The organism is Pedobacter humicola (assembly GCF_056490705.1).
The window spans coordinates 1-25,975 of sequence record NZ_JBWJIG010000015.1 but is presented as its reverse complement, the minus strand read 5'-3'; the positions used below and the strand labels follow the sequence as shown (position 1 = coordinate 25,975).

Annotated in this window: 21 protein-coding genes and 2 tRNA genes; 5 read left to right on the top strand and 18 right to left on the bottom strand. The window is 39.4% G+C overall.

Annotated features, from left to right (window positions below):
* Nucleotides 1-237: 237 nt before the first annotated feature.
* Nucleotides 238-1,392: a TlpA family protein disulfide reductase gene (locus tag AC04Q1_RS20465; protein WP_478366423.1), complete on the top strand. Its 1,155-nt coding sequence runs from the start codon at nucleotides 238-240 to the stop codon at nucleotides 1,390-1,392.
* A gap of 204 nt (nucleotides 1,393-1,596) precedes the next feature.
* On the opposite strand, the gene AC04Q1_RS20460 is transcribed toward AC04Q1_RS20465, so the two are convergent.
* The 5 genes from AC04Q1_RS20460 to AC04Q1_RS20440 form a co-directional block, all read right to left on the bottom strand.
* The gene (locus AC04Q1_RS20460; protein ID WP_478366422.1) at nucleotides 1,597-1,959 is read right to left on the bottom strand and encodes a hypothetical protein; all 363 of its coding nucleotides are present in this window, start codon (nucleotides 1,957-1,959) and stop codon (nucleotides 1,597-1,599) included.
* 356 nt (nucleotides 1,960-2,315) lie between these two features.
* A complete protein-coding gene (locus AC04Q1_RS20455) occupies nucleotides 2,316-4,766 on the bottom strand; it encodes a TonB-dependent receptor domain-containing protein (protein WP_478366421.1) in 2,451 nt (816 codons plus the stop codon).
* A gap of 533 nt (nucleotides 4,767-5,299) precedes the next feature.
* Nucleotides 5,300-7,753 carry a TonB-dependent receptor domain-containing protein gene (locus AC04Q1_RS20450; protein WP_478366420.1) on the bottom strand — a complete coding sequence of 818 codons (2,454 nt, stop codon included), beginning with the start codon at nucleotides 7,751-7,753 and terminating at the stop codon, nucleotides 5,300-5,302.
* A 45-nt stretch (nucleotides 7,754-7,798) separates the two neighbouring features.
* Nucleotides 7,799-9,538, bottom strand: coding sequence for a PspC domain-containing protein (locus AC04Q1_RS20445; RefSeq protein WP_478366419.1), 1,740 nt, complete (start codon nucleotides 9,536-9,538; stop codon nucleotides 7,799-7,801).
* Nucleotides 9,539-9,553: 15 nt separating this feature from the next.
* Nucleotides 9,554-9,889 (bottom strand): PadR family transcriptional regulator, encoded by a 336-nt coding sequence (locus AC04Q1_RS20440; protein WP_055903176.1) that lies wholly within the window; start codon nucleotides 9,887-9,889, stop codon nucleotides 9,554-9,556.
* A 600-nt stretch (nucleotides 9,890-10,489) separates the two neighbouring features.
* Between AC04Q1_RS20440 and AC04Q1_RS20435 the strand changes: the two genes are divergently transcribed.
* Together AC04Q1_RS20435 and AC04Q1_RS20430 are read left to right on the top strand one after the other, a co-directional pair.
* Entirely contained in the window at nucleotides 10,490-11,941 is a 1,452-nt protein-coding gene (locus tag AC04Q1_RS20435; RefSeq protein ID WP_478366418.1) for an amino acid permease, read from the top strand.
* Nucleotides 11,942-12,149: 208 nt separating this feature from the next.
* The gene (locus AC04Q1_RS20430) at nucleotides 12,150-12,314 is read left to right on the top strand and encodes a hypothetical protein (protein WP_478366417.1); all 165 of its coding nucleotides are present in this window, start codon (nucleotides 12,150-12,152) and stop codon (nucleotides 12,312-12,314) included.
* A 15-nt stretch (nucleotides 12,315-12,329) separates the two neighbouring features.
* Here AC04Q1_RS20430 and AC04Q1_RS20425 read toward each other — a convergent pair whose 3' ends face one another.
* From AC04Q1_RS20425 to AC04Q1_RS20410, 4 genes are all read right to left on the bottom strand, one after another.
* The gene (locus AC04Q1_RS20425; protein WP_478366416.1) at nucleotides 12,330-13,226 is read right to left on the bottom strand and encodes an NAD(P)/FAD-dependent oxidoreductase; all 897 of its coding nucleotides are present in this window, start codon (nucleotides 13,224-13,226) and stop codon (nucleotides 12,330-12,332) included.
* 74 nt (nucleotides 13,227-13,300) lie between these two features.
* Nucleotides 13,301-13,927: a class I SAM-dependent methyltransferase gene (locus tag AC04Q1_RS20420; RefSeq protein WP_478366415.1), complete on the bottom strand. Its 627-nt coding sequence runs from the start codon at nucleotides 13,925-13,927 to the stop codon at nucleotides 13,301-13,303.
* Nucleotides 13,928-14,039: 112 nt separating this feature from the next.
* Nucleotides 14,040-14,951 (bottom strand): UbiA prenyltransferase family protein, encoded by a 912-nt coding sequence (locus AC04Q1_RS20415; RefSeq protein WP_478366414.1) that lies wholly within the window; start codon nucleotides 14,949-14,951, stop codon nucleotides 14,040-14,042.
* Between the two features lie 119 nt (nucleotides 14,952-15,070).
* Entirely contained in the window at nucleotides 15,071-15,418 is a 348-nt protein-coding gene (locus tag AC04Q1_RS20410) for a DUF5077 domain-containing protein (protein ID WP_478366413.1), read from the bottom strand.
* Between the two features lie 51 nt (nucleotides 15,419-15,469).
* Here AC04Q1_RS20410 and AC04Q1_RS20405 point away from each other — a divergent pair, with 51 nt between their 5' ends.
* On the top strand, nucleotides 15,470-15,877 hold the full coding sequence (locus tag AC04Q1_RS20405; protein WP_478366412.1) for a VOC family protein: 408 nt from the start codon (nucleotides 15,470-15,472) through the stop codon (nucleotides 15,875-15,877).
* A gap of 317 nt (nucleotides 15,878-16,194) precedes the next feature.
* Here the strand turns inward: AC04Q1_RS20405 and AC04Q1_RS20400 are convergent.
* From AC04Q1_RS20400 to recO, 3 genes are all read right to left on the bottom strand, one after another.
* A tRNA-Val gene (locus AC04Q1_RS20400) sits at nucleotides 16,195-16,269 on the bottom strand.
* A 56-nt stretch (nucleotides 16,270-16,325) separates the two neighbouring features.
* Nucleotides 16,326-16,403: transfer RNA gene (locus AC04Q1_RS20395), tRNA-Val, on the bottom strand.
* Nucleotides 16,404-16,497: 94 nt separating this feature from the next.
* On the bottom strand, nucleotides 16,498-17,223 hold the full coding sequence (gene recO, locus AC04Q1_RS20390) for a DNA repair protein RecO (protein WP_478366411.1): 726 nt from the start codon (nucleotides 17,221-17,223) through the stop codon (nucleotides 16,498-16,500).
* A 121-nt stretch (nucleotides 17,224-17,344) separates the two neighbouring features.
* Here recO and AC04Q1_RS20385 point away from each other — a divergent pair, with 121 nt between their 5' ends.
* Nucleotides 17,345-19,696, top strand: coding sequence for an efflux RND transporter permease subunit (locus AC04Q1_RS20385; protein ID WP_478366410.1), 2,352 nt, complete (start codon nucleotides 17,345-17,347; stop codon nucleotides 19,694-19,696).
* An 80-nt stretch (nucleotides 19,697-19,776) separates the two neighbouring features.
* Here AC04Q1_RS20385 and AC04Q1_RS20380 read toward each other — a convergent pair whose 3' ends face one another.
* The 6 genes from AC04Q1_RS20380 to AC04Q1_RS20355 all read right to left on the bottom strand — a co-directional run bounded on the left by AC04Q1_RS20380 (nucleotide 19,777) and on the right by AC04Q1_RS20355 (nucleotide 25,842).
* Nucleotides 19,777-21,633: an STN and carboxypeptidase regulatory-like domain-containing protein gene (locus AC04Q1_RS20380; RefSeq protein ID WP_478366409.1), complete on the bottom strand. Its 1,857-nt coding sequence runs from the start codon at nucleotides 21,631-21,633 to the stop codon at nucleotides 19,777-19,779.
* A 5-nt stretch (nucleotides 21,634-21,638) separates the two neighbouring features.
* Nucleotides 21,639-22,589: a FecR family protein gene (locus AC04Q1_RS20375; protein ID WP_478366408.1), complete on the bottom strand. Its 951-nt coding sequence runs from the start codon at nucleotides 22,587-22,589 to the stop codon at nucleotides 21,639-21,641.
* Nucleotides 22,590-22,593: 4 nt separating this feature from the next.
* On the bottom strand, nucleotides 22,594-23,160 hold the full coding sequence (locus AC04Q1_RS20370; protein WP_478366407.1) for an RNA polymerase sigma-70 factor: 567 nt from the start codon (nucleotides 23,158-23,160) through the stop codon (nucleotides 22,594-22,596).
* 54 nt (nucleotides 23,161-23,214) lie between these two features.
* The gene (locus AC04Q1_RS20365; RefSeq protein WP_478366406.1) at nucleotides 23,215-24,006 is read right to left on the bottom strand and encodes an SDR family NAD(P)-dependent oxidoreductase; all 792 of its coding nucleotides are present in this window, start codon (nucleotides 24,004-24,006) and stop codon (nucleotides 23,215-23,217) included.
* A gap of 155 nt (nucleotides 24,007-24,161) precedes the next feature.
* On the bottom strand, nucleotides 24,162-25,175 hold the full coding sequence (locus tag AC04Q1_RS20360) for an SDR family NAD(P)-dependent oxidoreductase (protein WP_478366405.1): 1,014 nt from the start codon (nucleotides 25,173-25,175) through the stop codon (nucleotides 24,162-24,164).
* A 1-nt stretch (nucleotide 25,176) separates the two neighbouring features.
* Nucleotides 25,177-25,842: a DUF6134 family protein gene (locus AC04Q1_RS20355; RefSeq protein WP_478366404.1), complete on the bottom strand. Its 666-nt coding sequence runs from the start codon at nucleotides 25,840-25,842 to the stop codon at nucleotides 25,177-25,179.
* Nucleotides 25,843-25,975 lie beyond the last annotated feature (133 nt).

The window sequence follows — 25,975 nt, the reverse complement described above, 5'->3', positions numbered from 1 at the left end:
TAAGATTAGCTTCGCTGAGAAAGCATGGTTCCCGCCTGCTCGGAAATGAAGACATTTTAGTTCTGCAAAAATCACCTTAAATCTGCGGGAGCAAATTACAAGTATACCTTAATGTAGATTATAAGGCTTGTGCAAGAAAAGGGATGCTAAGTCTTTCATCCAGGCGCATATAAATTATCATAAAACGGAAAAGTAAAATATTATCTTGCAGTAACTAAATTAGCAATAAGCTTAAATATGAAATTAAAACCGCCTTTATTTTTTAAAGTTTCATTTACCACATACTTTACGCTTTTCATGTTGACACAGTTAAGTGTGAATGCTCAGTTGCTGGTCAAGTCCTCACAAAAAATACTTTTACTTAAAAATTTAAGATATGTAGATATAGTTAAAACAAAGTTTTCTTTTCAGGATGACTATTATGCCGACACAATTAAATCTGAAATTGTGACCGGGAGTAAAACAAAGTCTGATGATGGATATTATTACCTAAAATCGAAAAATGCATCATATGCTTTCGATGGAATCAAATTAGTGACTTTAAATTTAAAGGATAGCACCTATACTGTTCAGAACGAAAGCGTTAACGGGCAGGATACCCGAACAATTTTGTATTGGGCAAAGCAAATGGCCAAACTATCGAAAACTATCTCAAATAAAACTAAACAATTTGATGATACCACCATTAACAATGTCCCTTATCATAATATCCGCATCACACAAACGGATACGATCATAAATAAAGTTAGATCCTATAGTATTTATAATTTTATTATCGATAAAAAAAACGGGCTACCGGTATACATTGCCCATCAATATCTGGGCAACGCCGACGATGGTTCAGTTTTTGGGCTGGTTGAAACGCATACCTACAGCAATTATATCCTCAACCAAAAGCAATTCCCTGATTTATCCATAGCTGTCATACCCGATTATTTTAAACCTCCTGCTAAAAGGAACCCTATTCAGTTTTTAAAAAACGGTGTTGCCGCACCAATGCTTATTGCCAAGGATGCTACTGGTAAAAAACTTAATATAGATGAATTAAAAGGAAAAACAATATTAGTTAATTTTAGTTTAATCGGCTGTCCACACTGCGTTGGCGCAGCACAAATGCTAAACAGATTGAACGAAAAGTATAAGGACAAAAATGTGGTTATCATTAATGTGTATCCGATTGACCAAATGGACGCAATCACTAAATTTGATCAAAAACAAAATGTAAAAACCGTTAGCTATACTTCTGACCGAAGTGTGCAAATTAGTTATCCATTTGATGGATATCCCTCTTTTTATCTGATAGATAAGGGAGGGAATATCGCCGATTCTTATAATGGCTTTTACAAAGAACTGGAAACTAAAATCATGCAAAAGATAGAAAGCATTTTATAAATCAAAGGGACAGGATTAGCCTTGATGAGCATTCCCTGATTCCCCGTCAGTACAAGAATTGCGACAGCTGAAGTTCTGCGGAAATCACCTTAATCTACGGGAGAAAACCCAATAGTGGTTTCCCGCAGATTACACAGATTACCGCAGAGAAAAGACTGCCCCGCTATTGCTTTGTGTCTTCGCTCCTTTGCGGTTAAACCACGATTACTCCGTTAATTTCTTTTTAATCCCTTCAGTCAGTTTTCTTACGCTCCTATAACCGGCAGCAGAGTTGTTTCTTTTATCGAAATCGATTACCAACCAGCCCTTTTTGGCTTTCAGGTTAAACTGATCGCTGCCGTTTATATTTACCAACAGATCGATATTCTGATTCAAAGGAAGTTCATTGTTCAAAGCACTGTCGAGGTATTTCTCGAGTTTGCCTGTTTTGTTTTCATCGTACTCCGCCTCAAATTTAAAGTTGGTCGTGTTATCCAATGTGCTTAGGGATAAATGTCCGCCACTGTTGTGGCATCCGTAGCCTAAAGTGGTAACTAAAATTGCGATACTGTAGAATATTTTTTTCATGTTTTTAATGGTTAATTGTTTATTAATCCCCCTGCCCCCTTCAAAGGGGACGGACTGGGTTTTCCCCCCAGACTTCTGACCTCCGACCCCGGACTTTCCGACTCCAAACTCCAAACTTAGACCTCATCCCCCTGCCCCCATTCAAAGGGGACGGACTGGATTGTCCCCCCAGACTTCTGACCTCCGACCCCGGACTTTCCGACTCCAAACTCCAAACTCCAAACTTAAGCCTCATCCCCCTACCCCCTTCAAAGGGACGGACTGGGTTGTCCCCCCAGACTTCTGACCTCCGACCCCGGACTTTCCGACTCCAAACTCCAAACTCCAAACTTAGACTCGGGACTCAAGACTACAGACTACCCTCCGCCCGCTCTTCCCTTCATATCATCCGTAGCGGTATTTCTCGAGCGTGCCGATTTTACATTCTGGTTTCCGAAGTTGTAACTGATGCTGAAGTTTGCTCTTCTGCTGGTATAATGGTTTACTACGTTCATGTTGATGTTCTGGTAAACCAGTTTGCCTTCCCAGTGGTTGGTGAGCAGAATATCATCCATATTTAAACGCAATTTCAGTTTTTTATCCATTAAGGTTTTCTGGACTCCTGCATTTAAGGCGCCCTGGTAGATGGTAGTCTGTTCTACGCCGTTTACCCTTGGCGAGTTAAGCCACGCACTAATTTCGATACTAAAGTTCTGCGGCAAAGTGAAAGAACTCGAAGTAAATAGATTAATTGCCGCTTTACCCGAACTGAAAGCCGCGCCTTCAATATTTCCATCATTGAATTTGCTGTAGTACACGCTTACGTTGTTTTGGATATTCCACCATTTGGCCACCTTTACCTGAATATACAAATCGGCAGAGTAATTCTGGAAACGGCCCAAATTCTGGCGGATTACGCTGATGATCCTGGTAGCATCGTCCTGTTTGCTGATCTGCGTGATCATATCTTTGGTATTCGAATAATTCAGCGAGAAAGAAATCTCTTTATAACTATAACTGATCTGATAATTATCGGTAAACTGAGGTTTGAGATAAGGGTTACCCTGATCAACCGCCAAAGGGTCCATATAAAAAACAAAAGGATTAAGTTGCTGGTAATTTGGGCGGTCTACCCTTCTGCCATAAGAATAACGGATATTGTGGTTTTCGCTGATCTTCTGGTTTACAAAAATTGTTGGGAATAGCGAAAGGTAATTCCGGTCTACTTCCTTCTGGTCGGTAACCGAAGTGCCGTTCGAATGGGTATGTTCTGCACGCAAGCCCAGCTGCACCTGCCATACCTTCCATTCTTTAGAGAAGCTTCCATAAATGGCATTGATGTTTTCTTTGTACACAAAGTTGTTCGATTTACCCAGATCATTTTGCCATACACCACCAATCAATTGCTCCGAAATAAAATCGTTATTCGTCAGCACATAACTGCTTTTTAATCCGGCTTCGAGTTTCGTTGTTTTCGAAAGTGGCAAGGTGAAATCCGTTTTCGCCGCATAAACACTTATCTCGGCATCGGTATTGTTTCTTAAAGTAGTTTTATTGGTCGAGCTGCCGCCGCTATTTAAATAATTGGCCAGAAAGTTTTCATCTTTTTTGTTGCTGAAACCCGAATAATCCATATCGAAGGTGAGGCTTTTGCCTTTTTTATCGAAATCGTGTTTGATGTTAAAGTTGGCGGTTAAGTTACCTACCGGCGAACTCGAATTGGCATCCTGCAGAATATAGCTGAGGTTCGAAGCACCGTTCTGCACCGCGTTGATATTGGTATTGCTAAAATTGGTGAGCTTGGTGTTTACCGTATTGGCATCTAACATTACGCCAAAAACGGTTTTCTCAGAAGCGTAATAATCGGCGCCTAATTTCCCCTGAAAACCAAGGCCTTTGTTTTTGCGGTCGAAGTTTTGCGTTAGCGAACTGGCCAAACCATCAGATAAAGTGGTACGGGTTAAAAAGGTATTGTTAAACTGGGCTTTGCGTGCCACGGCGCCATTGCCAAAAATGTTCCATTTCCCTTGCCTGTGGTTGAGGTTCAGGTTAACCCCCGCACGGAACAAATCGCTAGGGGAATCGGGCATAATGCCCTGACCTGTATTTACAGAAACTGTACCGTTGGTACCGTAGGCTTTGTTGCGTTTGAGCTTGATGTTGATGATTCCTGCGTTTCCGGCAGCATCATATTTAGCCGATGGATTGGTAATCAGTTCGATGGTAGCAATCTGATCGCTGCTCATGTTGCTCAGCAAAGTGGTAATATCTGCACCAGAAAGGAAGTTCGATTTTCCATCAATCATTACCATTACACCGCTTTTATTGTTCAGTTTAATCTGGTCGCTCTGGCGGTCGATCTGTACACCCGGGGCTTTTTCTAAAACTTCTAATGCTGTTCCGCCAGTGGCAATGATGCTGTTTTCTACATTCAACACTGTTTTATCAATCTGGTGTTCTATAAAAGGTTTCTTGCCCTGAACACTCACTTCTTTTAACTGTTTGCTTACACTTTCGATGGCAATAGCAGGCAGTTTTAAATCTCCATTGATCGGAAAATGCGCTGTCTTTTTACCTTTAAAACCCACAATCGAAATCGATAACACATACTCACCATCCTTTAACTGGTTGATTGTAAACTCACCCTCAATACTGGTCGATACACTTTTAACCACAGTGGTATCCGGATAATTTAACACCCGAACAATGGCAAACGACACCGGAACAGTCTTCTCATCGACTATCTTGCCCGACAGTGTGCTTAATTTTTGGGCAAAAGAAGCCCCACATGCTATTAGGCATGCCATTAGCGTAAGTAATGTTTTCATGGTTTGTTTCTTTTAATTTTTTTTAAATGCTTCGTTTTTTTTATCCCCCTGCCCCCTTCAAAAGGGGGACTTGGACTCAAGACCACGACTACTATACCTCCCTTCAAAGGATAGACGGATTGTTTTTTTCATCCAAACTTCCGACCTCCGACCCCGGACTTTCCGACGCTCAACTCAAAACTCCAAACTCCAAACTCAAGACTCCCAACTTAGACCTCATCCCCCTGCCCCCTTCAAAGGAGGACTTGGACTCAAGACTACGACTACTATACCTCCTGCAAAGGATAGACGGACTGGTTTTTCATCCAGACCTCCGACCCCGGACTTTCCGACGCCCAACTCAAAACTCAAAACTCCAAACTTAGACCTCATCCCCCTGCGCCCTTCAAAGGGGGACTTGGACTCAAGACTACGACTACTATACCTCCTGCAAAGGATAGACGGACTGGTTTTTCATCCAGACTTCCGACCTCCGACCCCGGACTTTCCGACGCTCAACTCCAAACTCCCAACTCCAAACTCCAAACTCAACACTACCCTCCCGCTCTATTCTTAATATCATCGGCAGCGGTTTTACGGTTTTGGTTTGATTTTAAATTTTGGTTACCAAAGCTATAACTGATGTTGAGTGTGGCCCTTCTGCTGATGTAATTGTTCTGAACCCTTAAATTCACATTCTGATAATCGAGTGTTCCTTTCCAATAATTGGTTTGGAAGATATCGTCAACATTTAATCTAACTTTCAAAGCTTTGTTCAGGAAACTTTTTTGCACCCCCATATTTAAGGCGTATTGATAAATAGTGGTCCGTTCCAATCCCCTAACCTTTGGAGAATTTAGCCAGAAATTGGTTTCTAAAGACCAGCTATCCGGCAAGGTAATGGAGTTGTTGATATTAAAGTTGTAGGCTACTTTACTTAACATAAAGGGTGCACCTTCCAGGTTATCATCATTAAATTTATTGTAGAACAGATTGAAGTTGCTCTGTAAATTCCACCATTTGGCAATGGTAAGCGGAAAATATAATCCTGCGGTGTAATATTGGCCGCTACCGATATTGCCCTGTCCAACGGTAACAATTCGGGTACTGTCGTTTTGTGCCGTTTTACTATCCAAAATAAGATCTTTTGTTTTTGAATAACTCAGGGAGAAAGACAGGCCGCTTTTATAGCTATAACTCACTTCGAAATTATCCGTAAACTGAGGCTTTAAGTATGGGTTTCCCTGTGCTATGGTATAAGGATCCATATAAAAGTTAAAAGGATTTAACTGCTGGTAATTTGGCCGGTCGATCCTCCTGCCATACGAATAACGTAGATTACTGCTCTCCGAAATCTTCTGACTAATAAAAACGGTTGGAAACAACGATAAATAGTGCTGCTTTGCCTCGGTATTATTGGTTACCGATGTTCCGGTAGATTGGGTATACTCTGCCCGTAAACCCGCCTGGATTTGCCACTTGCCTAAATCTTTGGATACATTTGCATAAGCAGCATTCACGTTTTCTTTGTAGATAAAATTATTGCTTTGTCCTACAACATTCTGCCATTCATTATTGATCAATGCCGATGACAAAAAATCGTTATTGGTTTTCACATAGGTACTTTTCAGACCGGTTTCCAGTTTTGTAGTTTTTGATAATGGCCAGGTAAAATCTGTTTTTGCGGCATAAATATCGATGGCTGTTTTACTATCGTTTCTAATGATTGTATTGTTGTAAACCGTCCCTTTTTCATCATAAAAGTTGGTGTTAAAATTTTCCAGCCCCGTATAATCAAAGCCCGAGTAATCGGCATCAAAATTTAAACTGGCACCTTCTTTTTTAAAATCATGTTTGATGTTAAAATTTGCGCTGTAATTTTTGTTTGGTGTATTGGCATCAGAATACTGAATTAAGGAATTGTTACTGACCACACCGGCATTCGTTTCATTGATAAATGTTTTAGAAAAATTATCCAGTTTACGCGTACTTGTGCTACCATCTAACATGATCCCGATGGTTGTTTTATCACTCACATTATAATCCGCACCGAGTTTTGCGGCTAAGCGCGATCCGGTATATATTTTCTGAAAATTTTGATTAAACGCACTCTCCAAACCGTTAGAACCGGTGGTCCGCTCTAACAATAAATCCGAGAAATTATTATTCTTTGATGCATTTGCGTTGGTATAAAAATTCCATTTTTCTACGCGGTGATTTAAGTTGAAGTTAAGCTCCGATCCATAAATATTGGTGGGCAAATGAGCTCTTATCGCATTGCGGTAGGTTGATGATATACTTCCATTGGTGCCAAATGCCTTATTCTTTTTCAATTTAATATTGATGATACCTGAATTACCCGCCGCATCATATTTTGCCGATGGGTTGGTAATGATTTCTATGGTCGCAATCTGACTGCTGCTCAGGCTATTTAAATAGATAGTTAAATCAGATGCCGATAAAAAGTTATTTTTTCCATCAACCATCACCATAACACCCGACTTGTTGTTCAACAAAATTTGTTCGTTTTGCCTGTCCAACTGCACCCCAGGTGCTTTTTCCAGGATTTCGAGTGCGGTGCTGCCCGATGAAACGATACTATTTTCTACATTCAGTACGGTTTTATCAATCTGATGCTCGATGAAAGGTTTCTTGCCCTGCACACTCACATCGTTTAATTGTTTAGTTGAACTTTCGATACCGATGGCAGGTAGCTTTAAATCACTGTTAATTGAAAAGTGCTCTGTCTTTTTACTTTTAAAACCCACAATCGAAATCGACAGCACATACTCACCACCTTTTAACTGGTCGATTGTAAACTCCCCCTCAATATTGGTCGATACACTTTTAACCACAGTGGTATCCGGATAATTTAACACCCGAACGATGGCAAATGGCACCGGGGCAGTTTTTTCATCGACGATTTTCCCCGTCAGTGTGTTCAATTTTTGGGCAAAAGAAGTCCCACACGCTATTAAGCATGCCATTAACGTCAGTAATGTTTTCATGTTTATTTTTTTATAGGCAGTTTATGGTGATGTGTATCGCATCAATTATTGAGGCTTAATCCCCAGCTCTTCCTTAACTTCCCTAATCCTGTTTGAAACAGAATCCTGGTAAAGGGTATCAGTGGTCTTATCCTTGCGCAATAACTCTAAACCGGACAGCTCCTCTTCCAGTTTTTTCTTTTTGATGGCCTCCTCTTTTAATTGTGCAACGCATTTCAGGCCATCTTCGGTCATGATCCAAACGGTATAATCGTTATGGTCATTTTCAGCGTTTTTACAGTCCCAGGTCCAATAGTTGTTGATGTAACGGTAAGCATCTTCCTTTAAAATTAATTTTGTACCCACCGGAACTTCAAGCGTTAACCTTACTTCCTGGTTTCGCCAAATGCTTCCTTTTCTCAATTGAAACCTCGGACTAAAAATCAATTCCGAATCTTTCAGCTGGTAGGTGTAACTAATGTTTTGCGCGTTCTGTAAGGCACTTTGAAAGGTTTTTCCCTGCGATTCATATTTCTGTGTTAAACGGGTAATGCCCGTTTCACTTTTGTTGATATCAATACGGATATGGTTAGGCGAAACAAAAGGACCGTCTTCGAAATCGTCGACCACAATCTGGTGGCGGTTATTGGCATCGATATGGTAAGCCACGCTATCTTCTTTACTGAAATATTTACTTTTATCGATATTGAGGGTATAAACAGGGAAAGATTTGAGGTCGACAGTTTGTGTCAACTCCGCATGCTGTTTAAACTCCGATGATATTTTAGCGGCCTGATAACCGGTTACAGCCACACCCGCCAACCAGATGATCAACAGGGCAAAAGAGAGTGTTTTATTAATGGCCTGTTTGTTAAACGCCACCCTGATCGAGAAGAGCACCAAAGCTAAAATCGGCACAAAGCAAACAATAAATGCACCAAATAAAATAATGCCCCTATTGCTTTCATTGATGATAGAGAAGGGGAAATATTCGTAAATACTGGCATCCCAGAATCCCTGAAATGCGGCAGTTCCAATGATTAGCGCCAGTAGAAAGAGTACGCCAAACACAACAATACAACCAGCAATGACTTTAAAGATTACTTTTCCCGTACCCGATATAAATCGGCCAAGCCATTCGAAAAACTCGCCGATAAAATTACCTAAGCGGGCAAATATCGGTTGTGCATGTTTGTTTACCTCACCCAAACGTTCCTTAACGGCCAGCAATTCTTCATCCAGATTCCTTTGAAAACCCTGAAGGTTGGCAGGTTCGCCTTTCATTTCCATACGTTCAATACGCGATTTGGCCTTTGGCATGATGATCCAAAGCAAGGCATATACTAAAATACCCGATCCACCCAGAAAAAAGGTAAGCACCGTAGCCACCCTGATCCATTTCGGATCGGCATTTACATAATGTGCAATACCGGCGCAAACACCTGCTACTACGCGGTCGTCCATATCGCGGTATAATTTTTTCTCGGCGTACTGATGCTGATAAGTATTGTTGATTACAGGCTCTTCTTCACTTTCTTCTGCGGTATCAAAATCCTGTACCTTGCCCATCTGTGCGATAACCGAATTTACATTGGCCGAATCTACAACCTGTTTTTTCTGCTCTTCCAATTGCTCGGTTAAGAGTTCCGCAATCCGGTTTTCGATATCGGTTACAATTTCAAGGTCGTCTGCATGGTTGGCAAAATACTGTTTTACTTCGTTCAGGTAGGCCTTTAAGAGTTCGTAAGCACTTTCTTCAATATGAATAATCGTGTTCCCTATATTTATAATGATGGTCTTTTCCATTTCCTTTTTTACTAATTATGAATTGGCTCCTTTTTGTGAAATACCTACGGCATAAGCCAGCTCCTGCCAGGTTTGATCTAATTGTGATAAAATGCCCCGACCATCTTCGGTTAAGGTATAATATTTACGCGGTGGGCCTGAGGTAGATTCTACCCAGTTATAGCTTAACAAACCATTGTTTTTAAGCCTGGTTAATAATGGATATAATGTGCCCTCAACCACCAATAGCTTTGCCGCCCTTAATTCGGCAATAATATCCGAAGCATATATTTCGCCCCGGGAGATGATTGATAAAACACAGTACTCCAGAATTCCCTTCCGCATTTGTGTTTGCGTATTTTCTGCTATCATATAACAAAGATATATGTTTTATATACTACCATGCAATACATAGTACTAAAATAAATCAAAGTAAACACACAACATATTGATTATCAATAGAATAATTTTAAAATAAATTTTGTGTTTTGGAAATAATTCTGTAATAATGGAAAATTTTAACTTTTTTTTAGAAAAGAAAGGTCCTGTAATCTTTCGCTTTTTGCAGTCCTGCTGTTGCCTATAGTCCCGATTGATATGCTGATTAAATACAAATATTTTGACAAAATCGGGAGCTATCTGGCGCCATTAGGTTTAATTGGCCAGGTCCGGTGCTACTGTTTATGGTTTTGAAAAGTAGCAGAACAGCCCCTTGTAAATAAACCTGACAGAGCGGTTAGCCCGCATTGGAGCAAAGCGCAAAGAGGACTATAAGCGATGGCGGGACGGCAGTACCTATGAAAGCCGCACGCAAGTTTTCCAAAAAGAATAAATTCGTTCTAACCGCTTATAAATTCCGAAGTTCTTGCTTTGCTCCTGTTCTCCTAAACTTTGAAAGCAGTTAACAAATAATATATAAATACTATAGATTTAATATATTTTAATAATTTTGCAGCGTCTTAACTTATTTTCATGAAAAAATCTATTGCCAGCATTGTTGCTGAGGCAAACGAAAGCGGCGAAGGAACGCTCAAAAGAACCTTGGGGCCCATAAATCTCATTTTAATTGGTGTGGGCTTAACGCTTGGTGCAGGTTTATTTTCGATTACCGGTTTGGCAGCAGCCAACCACTCTGGCCCGGCCGTTACCTTATCCTTTGTGATTGCCGCTTTGGGCTGTGGCTTTGCAGCACTGTGCTACGCTGAATTTGCCTCGATGATTCCCGTTGCAGGCAGTGCTTACACCTATTCTTATGCCACCATGGGCGAGCTTTTTGCCTGGATTATTGGCTGGGATCTGGTACTGGAATATTCTGTGGGTTGTGCTACAGTAGCCATTAGCTGGTCGCAGTATTTAACCAAGTTTTTGGCCAGTTTGCACATATATTTGCCTCCTCAGTTGACCTTATCTCCATTCGAAACCGCAAAACTAGCTGATGGTTCTACCGTTAACGGGATCATCAATATCCCCGCAGCATTGGTAGTGGTATTAATGACGGCGATCTTGATCCGAGGGACCAAAGGATCAGCCATTGTAAATGGTATAATCGTATTTTTAAAAGTAGGCGTGGTATTGGTTTTCATTGCATTAGGCTGGCAATATATCGATCCTGCAAACTACCATCCTTACATTCCCGACAATACCGGAACATTTGGTCAATTTGGCTGGAGTGGTGTTTTACGCGGTGCCGGCCTGGTATTTTTTGTATTTATCGGTTTCGATGCCGTTGCCGCTTCGGCACAGGAAACGAAGAACCCTGCCAGGGATCTCCCCATCGGTATTATTGGGTCGTTGGTAGTCTGTACAGTTTTATTTGGCCTGTTCGGTCATGTAATGACAGGCTTGGCCAATTATAAAGAATTTGCCAATAGCGGTGCACCTGTGGCCATCGCCATCGAAAAGACGCCTTATGCGTGGTTAAGTCAGGCGATAATTTTGGCCATTTTGATCGGTTATACTTCGGTAATCTTAATCGACTTAATGGCACAATCGCGGATGTTCTATTCAATCAGTAAGGATGGCTTACTGCCAAAGATGTTTTCTGATGTACATGCCAAATTTAAAACCCCTTATAAATCGAACATAATCCTGTGCATATTCATTGCATTGTTTGCGGCATTCGTACCCATGAACGTGGTCGGCGAAATGACCAGTATCGGTACGTTGCTGGCCTTCCTGATGGTTTGCGTAGGCATTCTGATCCTGAGAAAAACAGATCCTGAAGCCAGGCGTCCTTTCAAAGTTCCATTTGTACCCCTCATTCCGATTTTGGGCATTTTAACCTGTATTGCCATGATGATCTTTTTACCCTGGGAAACCTGGTTAAGGCTGGCGGTGTGGTTAATTATCGGCTTGGCCATTTACTTTTGGTATGGTAAAAAGAACAGTAAATTAACCACAAAAGAAGGATCCACGAAAGCTTGATAATAAACTCATTACTATACATATAACACAATAAGGCTGTTCGATATTCTGTACAGCCTTATTGTTCTTTTTTAGGCCTACCGTATTTACAACCGCATAAATATCAGCGAAATAACAAAAAAATATAAGTTATCCACAATTCCACATTTTTCTTGGTTTTTGGCTTGGGATTTGTCTTAAGGAAATTGACCCTATTAAATTCATCCCTATGCTGATTAAATTAGACACATCCGTTTTCAGGCTTTCGAGGCACAAAGCTGAAACCGTAAAAAAACCAGTTACACCACTTACCAGAGATCAATGGATTACTGCCGATAGAATTGTTATGGCAGCGATGTTTATTGCTACAATTGCCGGTGCAATCTTATTTTAAATTTCCGATGGTTAATCAAAAATCCTCAGAAATCATTTCCTTATTCAACATTACCGCAGCCATCGTTCCTGCTGCAGTAACAATAGACAACGACCTAAACATCGTTGCGCAATCTCCTGCGGCATAAACGCCCTTAGCAGTAGTTTGCTGCTGCTCATTCACTTTTATTGTATTCAGCTCTGTTAATTCACAGCCCAGATCCCGGAATAAATGGTTATGCTGCACTACTTCAGCCCTTGCATAAATGGCTTTTAAGGCTAATTTCTCTCCGTTTTCAAATACTATTTGTTTAAGCTCGCCATCAACATGCTCTATTTCAATAATTTCTTCCTCCAAAATGGTAATCGACTTAGCTTTTAGTTTTTCCGTTTGCTCTACAGTAAACTGCGATTTGCCATTCGTTAAAATACTTAAATCATTGTTCCAAAGGTGAAGGTTTTTGGCCATATCATAGGCATGGTCGCCATTCATTAACAGACCTATTTTTTCGTCCCTCACCTCATAACCATGGCAATACGGACAATGGATAACCGAAATGCCCCAACATTCGTGAAAACCTTTAATTGCTGGCAGTACATCTTTTAAACCAGTGGCCAGTAATACCTTTCTTGCCGTAAAACTTGCACCATTCTCGAGGCTAATACTAAAACCCTCATCTATTCTTACACCCGAAACGGCCATCTCCTTTAAAAACCCGACGGTTGGGTATTTCAAAACCTCGGCTTTTGCTGCTTTAGTTATCATTGCAGGCTGATCACCATCATGGGTTAAAAAATTATGCGATTGCGGGGTCTGCCAGTTACAGGGTTCTCCAGCATCGATTATCAAAACATTTCGAGTTGCCCTGCCCAAAGTCAATGCAGCAGATAAACCTGCGTAGCTGCCACCAATTATGATTACATCAAAGTCCATATTTAATATCTTTTTATGCAAAGATCTGAACTCAATTCGTTAATGCAATACAGTTGCATTTATTTAATGTCATTTTATTTTTTAAAGATTGTTGCTTTGATAAAATCCCCATAATACAAACGTTCATCAGTAATTTGATACTGAGCATTCAAAAAGTAAGGACTCATGTCGATGAGTTTATTCGCCTCTATAATGCCTAACAGTTTAAAAAAGGTATACATCGATTTGAGGAGCAGCCATTTCCACCAGTTTCCATTGGTATTATTCATTGAAAAATCAACAAGAAACCATAACCCACCCTTCTTTAAATATGCATGTAACTGTTCAAATACTTTTGCTGCGCGTTCTTCGGCAAAGTTATCGAATAGAAAAGGTGTTAAAACCACATCAAAAATCAGATCGCTTCTAAAATCTTCGATTGCGAGGTTAATAAATTCAACCTGATTATCTCCATAACCGCGCTTTTGAGAAAGTTCAATCATTTTGGCAGAAATTTCTACGTAAACAATTTTTAATCCATCGTTATAAACCTTGGCAAGTTCTTCTAAAATCCAGCCTGTTCCACCACCCACAATTAATATATCGCTATTTTCCGGGATGTATTGAAGCTGATTGATCTGTGCATTTACCTGCGATTTAAAAAATACCAAACGACTTAAAGTATCGTAATGACCGGCTATTTTATCGTAGTTATTTTTCATAGTATCAAGTAGTGAGAATAAAGTATCAAGTAACGAGAATCAAGTATCAAGTAATGAGAATCAAGTATCAAGATAGACCTCCCCTATGCAATATTCGTTTTAGTCTTTCAGCTTATCGGACAAACTGCATTCCGATCATTCCACATATCGCTTTAAATAAAATCAATCCATCAATCACCATCAGATAATAGAGGATATTTTTTCTTTTATGCATCGAATACGCTATGTAAATGGTTAAGATAAAAGGCAATACGTTAAATAAAACCAGTGGCAGGGCAAAGCCTTTATAACCGGCAAATATGCCTAAAGAGATTAAACCAATTAACAGCAAGGGAATCAATATATTGAAGATCGTACGCCGCAAACCATAACGCACCACAAAAGTCCGCAAATGTTTATTGGCATCAGTTGGGTAATCTTTAATATCAAAAATAATGGCATTTACAGTACAGAACATCCAGTTTTTGATAAATAACCAGGTCCAGAGTATAGAATCATGATAGCCTACTCCTGTTTCAATTTTAAGCACAATTAAGGGCAGCACATTGGCACAACAGGCCCATACAAAACCAATTACAAAAGCTTTTAACCAGCCCGTGTTGCGGAGGTTGAATTTGAGGAAGGATCTGGGCAATAAACCATAATATAAGCCTCCAGCGATGATGATAATCAATATCGCCAGCCAATAACTGACCGGCAGGGCTAAAATATGCTGAAAGTTTTGGCAAAGCAGATTGATCGCCAGCAACATACAGGTAATAAAAAGCAGGGCCTGGCTCCAGTTGATAAAATTTTTATGCTTGAAATACCACTGGTTGCGTGGATTAGTTGTAGACGGTGTGGTAGAAACCTTATTGTAGGCGTAGGTATAATAAATGGTCGGCGCCAGAAATAATAACAGGTAGTAATTTAATGAAATGAAAGGTAACCTCAATTGAAATGTCGCTTCCAGTGTTAGCGCAACAGCCAGAATGCCTACAAAGTAATTTCCAAAGAAGATGAACCTGATTATTTTACCGAGCATTTGCTACCGTTTTTCAGCAGGCAATTTCGGATATATAATTGAATTAGGTAAATAATTATCAAGATTAAATAAAATGCAAAACAGTATACATTTCCTGTTTTGCAATTAGATATTGGAAGCTAAGGGAGTGTGGTGAGGTTAACCGTTGGCGCTGTCCCAGAAGCTGTTATGGTAAATGGTTGGTTTGGCGTAACATGATTGGCAAAAAAGACCGCCATTCTGTAGATAAAATTTACCGCCAGAAACACCACCGGCAAAGTCCATCCGCTGCTGATTACTACCGGTACAGTACCTACCGTGTACGTGGTATTGGCAGTACCGGCTGCCGTTACATTAAATGGCGTTCCGTTAATAGTAATTTTTAACATACTTGTGCCACCCGGTACCGAAGCTTTTACGAATACGGTTAATGCACCTGGATTCCCGATCCTGAAATAAGAACTGAAAATATTATTTGCTGGGGACATAAACCATAACAGTGCTTACATTTGCAATACAACCATCAAAAAACAAACGATATGGAAGAACAAAAAAATCAGGATGACATTACACCTAAAGTAACAGGAATCGGCGGCATTTTCTTTTTTTCAGACAATCCGAAGGAGACCAAAGATTGGTATGCCAAAAACTTAGGATTTGAAATGAGTGCATGGGGTACCACGAGTTTTGAATCGAGAAACCTCAACAAGCCTAATGAGGTAGAATCGCTTCAATGGAGCCCTTTTAAACAAGGAGATGAATACTTTTCACCATCAAAAAAGGAGTTTATGATTAATTACAGGGTGCAGAATATAGAAGGACTTGTGGAAAAACTCAGAGAAAACGGCGTAACAATACTTGATGAGATTGCTACTTACGATTATGGGAAATTTATCCATATTATGGATGCGGAAGGCAATAAGATTGAATTATGGGAACCTAAATAGGGTTGTTATCCATGCGCACCACCCTTCAGTACGTTTGCAGGGTAGGACAAAAAGAGCCTGTGCCATAAATATAAAATTGTCATCCTGAACCTGTTGAAGGATCTATTAAAATGTCATAAAAGGTATTTCGACAGGCTCAACGTGACAAATTCAAATGAAATTACCGCTTGTAATATAGTTTCTGAATGGGAAATGATTCCGATGGTAATTGGGACGCCCTTCCGACTGATAACGCAGGGATGCTCTGAACCAGCTGAGCTAATTTCTTTCAAAAGCACAAAAAAAGCCTCTCAATAAATTGAAAGGCTTTTTTATTGTGGGAAATGAGGGGTTCGAACCCCCGACCCCCTCGGTGTAAACGAGGTGCTCTGAACCAGCTGAGCTAATTTCCCTATTGGGTGTATTTAATAGTTTTTATAAAAAAGCCTTCCAGTTATACTGAAAGGCCTGGTGGGAAATGAGGGGTTCGAACCCCCGACCCCCTCGGTGTAAACGAGGTGCTCTGAACCAGCTGAGCTAATTTCCCTTTTATATTTTGTCAAACTTAATGCCCCATCCTCCGTTTGGGAATGCAAATATAGTGCTATAAAACTGTTCTGCAAATCTTTTTTTCTTTTTTTTCAACTTAGCAAAGTTTCAAGGATTTTATGTGATTGTACCACTCCAAACGACGCCGTATGTAAGGTATAGAAAACCAATAGCTTATCGAGTAAAAACCGTCGTTGTGAATTACTCATTTTTATTTCAGAAATTTTTTCGAGTGGTGTATTAAAAAGCAAAATAAAGCTAATGGCATCCTCCAATTGTAAATAATTAGAGTGGATTGGCAGTCGGGAAGTGAACTCTCCTTCCTGAAGATCAAAATAAATTTGGTCGCTCCTTCTTTTCTCGTTGGGCGAAAAACCTAAAAACCGTGTAAGTTTTAATAAAAACGACAAGTGAAAATTGGGATTGATTTCTTCAATTTCGTCGAACCAGGCGATTGAATTAAAAATATAATCGAACAAACTTTCGTCGGCAGACTGTTGCCTGATGCTTTTATAAAGCACCTCATTTAAAAAAATAACGATACTCGTTTTAATCATATCATAAGGGATACTTTTAAAAACAGGCGTTTGCCGGACTTCCGATATCCTTTGGATATTGGTATTTGCTTTATGATAAACAACCATATCCAACAAGTGGAGTGATTGCAGCATATTCATTTTGATCTTTGCCTTAGGCTTTTTAACACCATTAATCAGGTAGGATTGCATGCCAAATTTATCGGTAAGCACCTGCACCACCACACTGCTTTCGCTATAATTTGTGGTCTTTAAAACAATGCCCCTAACTTTGTGCAACATGCGATTAAAACATTTTTTTCAAAAGTATGTTATTTGTGCAAATTTAATTGCGCAAAAAGTAATCGCATTTTACAAATAAGATTAGTTTTGCCGTTAATATTATTATTAAACTAAGCTGCACATGTGGGTTAAGCTATCGAGATTCATTCTTCAGAACCGTATCGCAATCATCGTATTTTTTGTTTTAGGCACCATTTTCATGGCTTATCAGGCCAAAAATGTTAAACTCTCCTACACAGGGAGCAAAATCCTGCCCGTTACCGATAGCGCATTCATAAAATACAATACCTTTAAAAAGACCTTTGGCGAGGATGGAAGTGTGATGGTGGTAGGGATACAATCACCGGAGATTTTCAAAAAAGAAGTTTACAACCAATGGGTACAGCTTTCTAATGATATCCAAAAGCTTAAAGGCATTAAACAGGTATTATCTTCAGGTCGGATCTTTCAATTGGAAAAAGATACTGTAAACCAAAAATTTGTGCTAAAGCCCCTGCCTGGCGGACTGGTCAAAACCGATACAGAAATGGATTCAATCAAGAATGCCATTTATAGTAATCCCTTTTTTGAAGGATTGGTTTACAACCGTCAGAATGCAACTCTAATGGCGATTACCTTTGATACCAAAATCTTAAATACCGCAGCGCGTAACCCCATTTTAAAAGAAATCGAAGCAAAGGCAAAAGCTTTTCAGTCGGCTACCAAAATTCAGGTACATATATCTGGCCTACCTTATATCCGTACAGCAGTAAGTAAACTGGTGAGTAATGAATTTGTGTTGTTCTTAGGCTTATCAATCCTTGTTTCAGCTTTAATCTTATTGTTTTTCTTTAAGAAATTTTATGCCGTATTCTTCCCTATTCTAGTCGTTGTAATGGGTGTAATCTGGAGTATAGGTACACTGGTCTTATTTGGCTTCGAACTCACCATATTAACAGGATTAATTCCACCACTTATCGTCATTATCGGTATTCCTAACAGTATTCTATTGTTGAATAAATATCAGAACGAACTTAGAAAAGATGGCGATAAACAGCGGGCTTTAAGTGTAACGATAGAAAGGATCGCCATTACCACCTTAATTGCCAACATTACCGCAGCTATAGGATTTGGTGTATTGTACTTTACCGGAAGTGAGCTGTTGATGCAGTTTGGTAGTGTGGCTTCTATAAACGTAATGATTACCTGGTTAATGTGTTTATGTTTAATCCCGATTATCTTCAGCTATTTGCCTGCGCCAAAACTTAAAGCGCAAACCCATGTTGAAGAAGGCTTTTTGCACAAATTATTGGTTAAAACAGATATTCTTGTTCAAAATAAAAGTGGATTGATTTATATCGGAACCATCATCATTTCTATTATCGCTTTTATCGGTGTAATGAAAATCAACGTTAACGGATATGTGGTTGATGATCTCCCGAAAAACTCTGAAATTCTAACGGATTTAAAATTCTTTGAGAAAAATTTTGAAGGCATTTTACCTTTAGAAGTGAGTGTAGATACTAAGAAAAAGAATGGGGTTTTCAATTTGACTAACCTGAAAAGAATGGAAAAACTGGAAAAGATGATTTCTGCCTATCCTGAATTTTCACGTTCTATTTCGGTAAATATGGGATTAAAATATGCTACGCAGGCTTTCTACAATAATGATTCTACCTTTTTCCGTTTGCCAGACAACTTAGAGAAGAACTTTATTCTGGCCTACATTGCCAATGGTGGCAAAGGAAATGCGAGTTTGTTAACCAATTTTATCAGCAAAGGAAATCAAAGCACCAGGATCAGTTTTCAGATGGCCGATGTGGGCTCGAAACGTTTAGACGCCATAATGGCCGAATTAAAGCCACGAATCGACAGTATTTTGCCTCCATCTAAATTTGATGTGGAACTTACCGGATCGAGCATTATATTTTCTAAAGGAACGGATTACATGTTAAGGCATTTGGTAGAAAGTATTGCCCTTGCCATTGTGTTAATTTCCATTTTAAGATTGGCCCAGTTTAAAAGTCTGGGCATTATGTTTATTTCTTTATTACCCAATATTGTCCCCTTAATTATCACCGCAGGGATTATGGGGTATTTTGGGATTTCCTTAAAACCATCGACCATATTAATCTTCACCATCGCCTTTGGTTTGGCTTCAGATCAGACCATTTATTTCTTAACGCGTTATCAGCAGGAATTAAATTTAACCAACTTCAGTGTACCTAAGGTGATTACCGATACGATTACTGAAACAGGAGTAAGTATGACACACATTGCTTTGATCTTATTCTTTGGCTTCGGGATTTTTACGGCATCTACTTTCGGAGGGACAGTTGTATTGGGCTTACTCCTATCCATCACCTTACTGGTAGCTTTAATTTTCAATTTAACCTTATTGCCTGCACTGGTTTTGTGGCTGGATAAAAAGAAGGTAAGGAAACTGGTTTCAGATGAAGAATCGGCAAAAAATGCGGGTGAGTTTGACCACTAGCTCAGTTTGGAGTTTTCAGTCGGGAGTTCTTGACGCCTAAATAAATCGATATTAGCCTTGGATTTAAACCCAAGGCTATTTTATAAAATCATCAGCCCCACATTCCAGCCAAACCATCCTGTATATCTCGGATTGTTGAAAGCAAAATCTTGATGTTTTTCCTGCAACAATCCAAATTGCCCTATTTTAGTGTTTTGTTTGGCATAATACACATTAACCGATGGACCGCCCTGGATGGCCAGCCATTTATTTAACCGGATATTTATAGGCAGCTCAAATTTGTTCAGCAGGTTAAGGTAATCCCAACTACCCTGGTAAACATATTGGCTACTGATTTCAGGATTTAGGGAAAGACTTCTGAATACTTTCATTTCCTTTCCAAAACCCAGTCCACCGGTATATATTTTTTCTGCTGATTTGTTATTTGTACCAAACAGGAGCATATTGTATAATCTTTTGCTCCCACCTTTATAAGCCACATTATACGTTGTGCTTTCGTTGGTACCAAAACTGAATTTATGATAGCCTTTTAAAGCAATATTGACCAGTCCGATGGAATAGCCATCATTTTGATCCGAAACATTGAGTATGCCCAGTTGAACGCCCTTTAAATTTTTAGCATAATTAATTGTGCCAATTTGCAGTCCGCCAGCCGTTTGTCCGGTAAAATTGGTGAGCACAGCAAGATTTACGCCACTGCTTTCTTTGTTGATATTAGCAATACCACCCACCTGTATTCCACTTGTTCTACCAGATACGATGTTACCACCAATTCCAATCTGAACACCCTTCGTCTCTTTGCTAACCAGATTTAAGGCACCTGTTTGCCAACCCTTTAGGGTACCGCCTATTGTGTTAAGTCCTAATGAAAGTTGAATACCTTTCACATCCTGATTCACCTTATTGTAAATCCCACCTACCTGGAAACCTTCGAAACGCTTACCTACCCGGTTATAAGCTAAGGCAACCTGGGCCGCATGGACATCACCGGTTACATCATTAAAAAAACCGGCAATCTGCACTCCACGAACATTTCCTCCAACCAGATTGAAACCTCCGGCAAACTGAAAATATTGGACATCACTTTTGTTGATATTGAAACCCAAACCAATTTCACCCCCATCTACCCCTGCGCTGTAAGCACCAACTACATTGAACGAAAATTTATTCACCACCTGACCGCTCAAAGAACCATGGGAATTTAAACCGGGGATAAGTGAAAACTGAAACGGGGCTTTTGAGATAAAGCCACCAATGTTAATCGACTGGATTTTTTGCTGTGCGGTAACCAAAGCATTGCCCAACCAGGTTTTTTCTATATTCCCCAGGTTTCCGCCAATAAATCTCTCGGTGGAACTTTCTTTTCTATTGGTAACATTTACCTCAGCCAGAAAATGCGTAATGGTAGATTTGTAATTCTCTTTGCTTACGGTTAATGTGATGGGTTGTGTAATATTTTTTAACCGCATCGAAAAATAACCGTTTCCATCTGATAATTCGGAAACCAATAGATTTCTTTCGTAGATACTGGCATCCTCTATAGGCTTATTGCTTCGTTTATCTACTACCTGCCCCGTAATGGTATAAAGTTCGGGACTACCTACCGATTCTTTAACCAATAAAAGCAGTTCGAGCGGAGCATACCTGATGATTACGAAATTACCCGATTGACGGTATTCGAAACGATGATTCAATAGCTTATCGAGCGTTTCGGCAATATTTAAGTTGTTTTCGTGCATGCTTACCAAGCTATCAACCGGTAATATGTTACTGTTATAAGAAAACCTAAAACCACCTTTTTCTTCTATCATAGCCAATACCGAACCTAATTTTTGCTGTTCGATATTAAGGGAAATACTTCTGGATAAATTGGATTGCGCTTTTATCAGCGAACTGAAAACCAAAACAAACAGGAAAGTAATTTTGAGCGTACGCATGATTATTATTTTAGTTTAATCATATCCTGTCCATACTCAACCTTAATTTTAAAAGTTTCGGCAATTACACTCAGGATTTCTTTAAGCGGTTCATTTTTAAAAGTTGTACTGATTTGGAGTGTTTTTAACCCAGGATTTACAATCACAATATTGGATTTAAATTTTTCATTCAATACGGGAACCAAATCACTAAGTGGTGTTCTATCGCAAACCAACTCATTTGTATAGTAGTAATTGTACAATTTGCCCTGATTTTCTCCTTTAAATAGCTGAGCTTGATCCTTCAGCACTTCTACTTTCTCTCCTGCAGTTAAACGTACGCTATCTTTCTGGTTGTTTACCCTAACAATACCACTTTCTACAACTACGACAACGGCTTTCCCATCGCTTTTCACATTAAATGCTGTGCCCACAACAGTTACCCGAACATCATTAACACTGATGATAAATGGTTTAGATTTATCGGCACTGACTTTAAAAAAAGCTTCACCTCTCAATTTAACATCGCGGGTTTTATTAAAAAACCCACCAACGAAGGCTATTGAAGATTGTTTATTTAATATGGTGGTAGATCCATCGGGCAATAGCTGTGTTAATGTATTTTTTCCGCTACTTACCTCTATTCTATTGCCGATTAAATTTTGATATAAAAATAAGCCGGTACTAAAAAATATAAATACCACAGCTGCCCAGCGTAAAATGAATGTATAACTGATCGTTTTTTTTTCGGTTTCCAAACGGGCATTTAACCGTGCTAAAGCCTGATATTCATTAAGCTCAGGATCAATCTGGAGTCTACTTTTCTCCAGTATTATCCTGAAATCTTCCAATTGTTTAAGGTGATCGGGATTCGATTGCGCCCACGCTTCAACCTGCTTACTTTCGGGCACAGTAGCTTCCCCAAGCAAGTATTTTGCAAGCATATCATCATTAATATGGGTATAGTTTTTATCCATAAGCTTATTTCAATAAAATAAAAATGAGGATCAGAAAATCAACCACTTTGAGGCGTAAAATTTTCAGTGCTTTTCCCATTTGGTTCTCGACGGTTTTGAGAGAAATGTTTAGCGCATCCGCAATTTCCTGATATTTCATCTGATCGAACCTGCTCAACTGAAATACATTTCTGCATTTTTCGGGCAGACTGTTTATTGCCGAATGAATATTCTTTTCCAGTTCTGTGGCCATAATCTCTGTATTTAAATTCCCCATATCGTTTTTTACGGAATCAGCATAATGAACGTTAAAATTCGATCTCACTTTTTGATGTTTCAAATAATTTAAACTTTCATTATGTACCGAACGGTAGAGAAATGATTTTAAAAATCCATCTTCTTTAAGCTGTTCTCTTTTTGTCCAGATACGCACAAAAACGTTTTGAACGATCTCTTCCGCATCATCTTTTTCCTTGATTATGGTAAAAGCATAGGCATGCAGGCTTTTGAAATGTTTTAAAAACACTTCGTCGAAAGCCTGTTTATTACCGCTTTTAATTAATCCGATAAGATGGGTATCGTTACTTTCCATAAAGCTAAAACCTGCAAGATTTTTAAAAAACCCTGCAGGTTTCTGGTCTATAATTTATGTTGTCAAAATCGCTTTCAATTTACGCCTAATTATAATTTCTTTTAAAAAGCCGGGGATAATTTTATCCAGCACAAGCAAAAAGCGGTTGGCAAAACCCGGAATGATTTCTTTCTTGCCTTTTAACATACCATCCATGGCTATCTGGGCCACGTAATCGGCCTCTAAAATTGTTGCTTTGGCAAAACCTTTTAGTTCATTGTTCAACACCAATAATTCTGGCTTGGTATTAATACCCCCTGGACTAAGCAAACTGATGTGCACATTGGTACCACTCAATTCAAGTTGCAAACAACGGGTGAAATAACCAATAAAGGATTTGGTTGCCCCATATACCTGCTTTTTGGGCACAATAAAATGCCCACCCAAACTACCAACATTTAAAATATAACTTGCCGTACTTTTATCAATATGATTTAAAAATAATCGTGTGAGCAACACTGTATTCGTAATATTAAGGTCGATCTGTGTTCTATAAAAATCGACGTTTTTATCTTCGAACCAGCTCCAGTTACCTAAACCTGCATTGTTGATCAAAACATTAACTTCGATTTTGTACTCCTTTAGTTTTTCAAATATTTCGCTTGCAGAAGTGCTTTTAGTCAAATCTATTTCGATACAGAATACTTTACTGTTAAAATTTACGCGCAGATAATTTGCCAAATGCTCCAAACCACTATTGGGTAGCGAAACCAATACCAAACTTAGTCCCCGTTTGGCCGATTCGATAGCAAAAGATTTACCTAAACCTTCACTTGCCCCTGTAATTAATACGGTTAGTTGTTTCATTTATATCATTTATAGGGTTATCCTTTTATTTTTATATATCGCCCTCGTTTGCAACGAGGATGTGAGAGATCCAATTTGCAATGTGGTTATGAACTTTTCGAAAGTCGCTACAATCGACATTCATATACATCCTCGTTACAAACGAGGACGATGGTTTAATTGATATTAATTGCCTTGAAATGGTTCACAGTCTTCCAGAGACCGACAGCAAAAGGTGTTATCCGGTAATTGAGTTCGGCTATGGCTTTGTTGCTCGAGTATTGCTGATTGCATTTCAACCTATCGGCGAATTCCGGCAGAAAGAACGGCGTAAGGTTAAAGAGTCTCGATTTTAGCGACTCCAGCAAACTATATGCTTTAATTACGCCCACCGGAATTTTATAAAGAGTTCTTTTTTTGCCCGTAATCTGCCTCAAGGTGCCAAAAAATCCATTAAAAGAAACATCAATTCCTCCCAAAATGTAGCGCTCGCCGTTCCTGCCATCTTGCATGGCCGCGATGTGACCATCCACTACATCATCCACAAAAGCATAATTGGCTATTGCCTTTCCATCACCGGGGATAAAATGCCAGGTACCTTTTATATAACCTGTAACCATTTTACTCACGGTATTGCTGTCGGTAATCGGTCCGTCGCCATATACCCTTGATGGATTAACGATTACCACTTCCAGGCCTTTTTTCACAAATTCTTTCACCTCCAGCTCAGCCAGGTATTTTGTACGTTCGTAACTGATCGGGAAACCAACAGCCCTTGGATCGTTCTCCGAAACCGGTAAATTTAATGTCGGCCCCCATACCCCACAGGTTGAGGTATGCACCACCCTTTCTATATCCATCTTCCATGCGCAGTTTAGTACATTCCTTGTTCCGATTACATTTACATCATAGAAATCCTGCTCATTTTTGCACCACATTTTAGCCATTGCCGCGGTATGATAAACCTGATAACAATCTTTCATTGCATTTTCTAAACTTTCGGGATCTAAAACATCGCCTTTTACAAATTGAATGTTTCGGTGCTGAATCAGAAAGGGATGATCCACGTTTCTGCAAAGTGCAATTACATCATAACCCATTTCTGCTAGCGCAAAACATAATTTACGACCGATAAAGCCCGATGCACCAGTCACCAGAACCTTCAGGTATTTATTTGCTACTGTTTCCATATTAAACCCTTTCCATTCTAATGGTGTACAATGAGTGATTAACGATGACCAGTTTACATAGCCCGTTTTCGAAATGGTAATCGTTGTAATTGCCATCGGGAAGATTGATCCGGTACTGGTGTGCCCCGCTTTTTTCAATAGGAATAAAACACTGAAAGTTATCGGAATAAACTTCAGGAATATTCACAGGTTCTTTCGCGTACAAAAGCATCATGTTATAGTTGATGGGTTGGTTTATCGTACTTGTCTTATCACCTGTTTTGAGCTGATAAATATTATTGATCCAGTTTGTTTTCTTAGCCTCTTTGGCTGTACCATTTACCATTCTGCTCACGTTTGAAGTAAGCAGCCGGCCATTTTTGAAATGTGCTACATCTTCTGTTTCTACATCGATTTTAAAAACGAAGCGGGTTTGTACTTTCGAAGTTATTTTTAGGTAAACATGATCACCTTCATCTTTCTGCTGGAAGTACATCTGACCGATTACTTCGCCATTACGTTTGATGTTAAATTTACTTTGCTGTGCAAAAGCAGACGAAAATGAACAGATTAAAAAGAGCACCGATGCAACGCTTTTCGGATTGACCGGACTTTTAGATGAGCAGGTTTTGTAGGTTTTTGGAGCAAGATATTTCTTGCAGAGCCAAATAATTAATGCAGGAATCATAGTATCTCTATTTGTTAATTTAGAGCTAATACAACTCACACGAGATTTACCCCTATATGGATTTTATTTTTTTGGAAATATATTAACGGCTTAGGAAAGACATCCCCCATTTTTTACACAGGCCTCCATTACC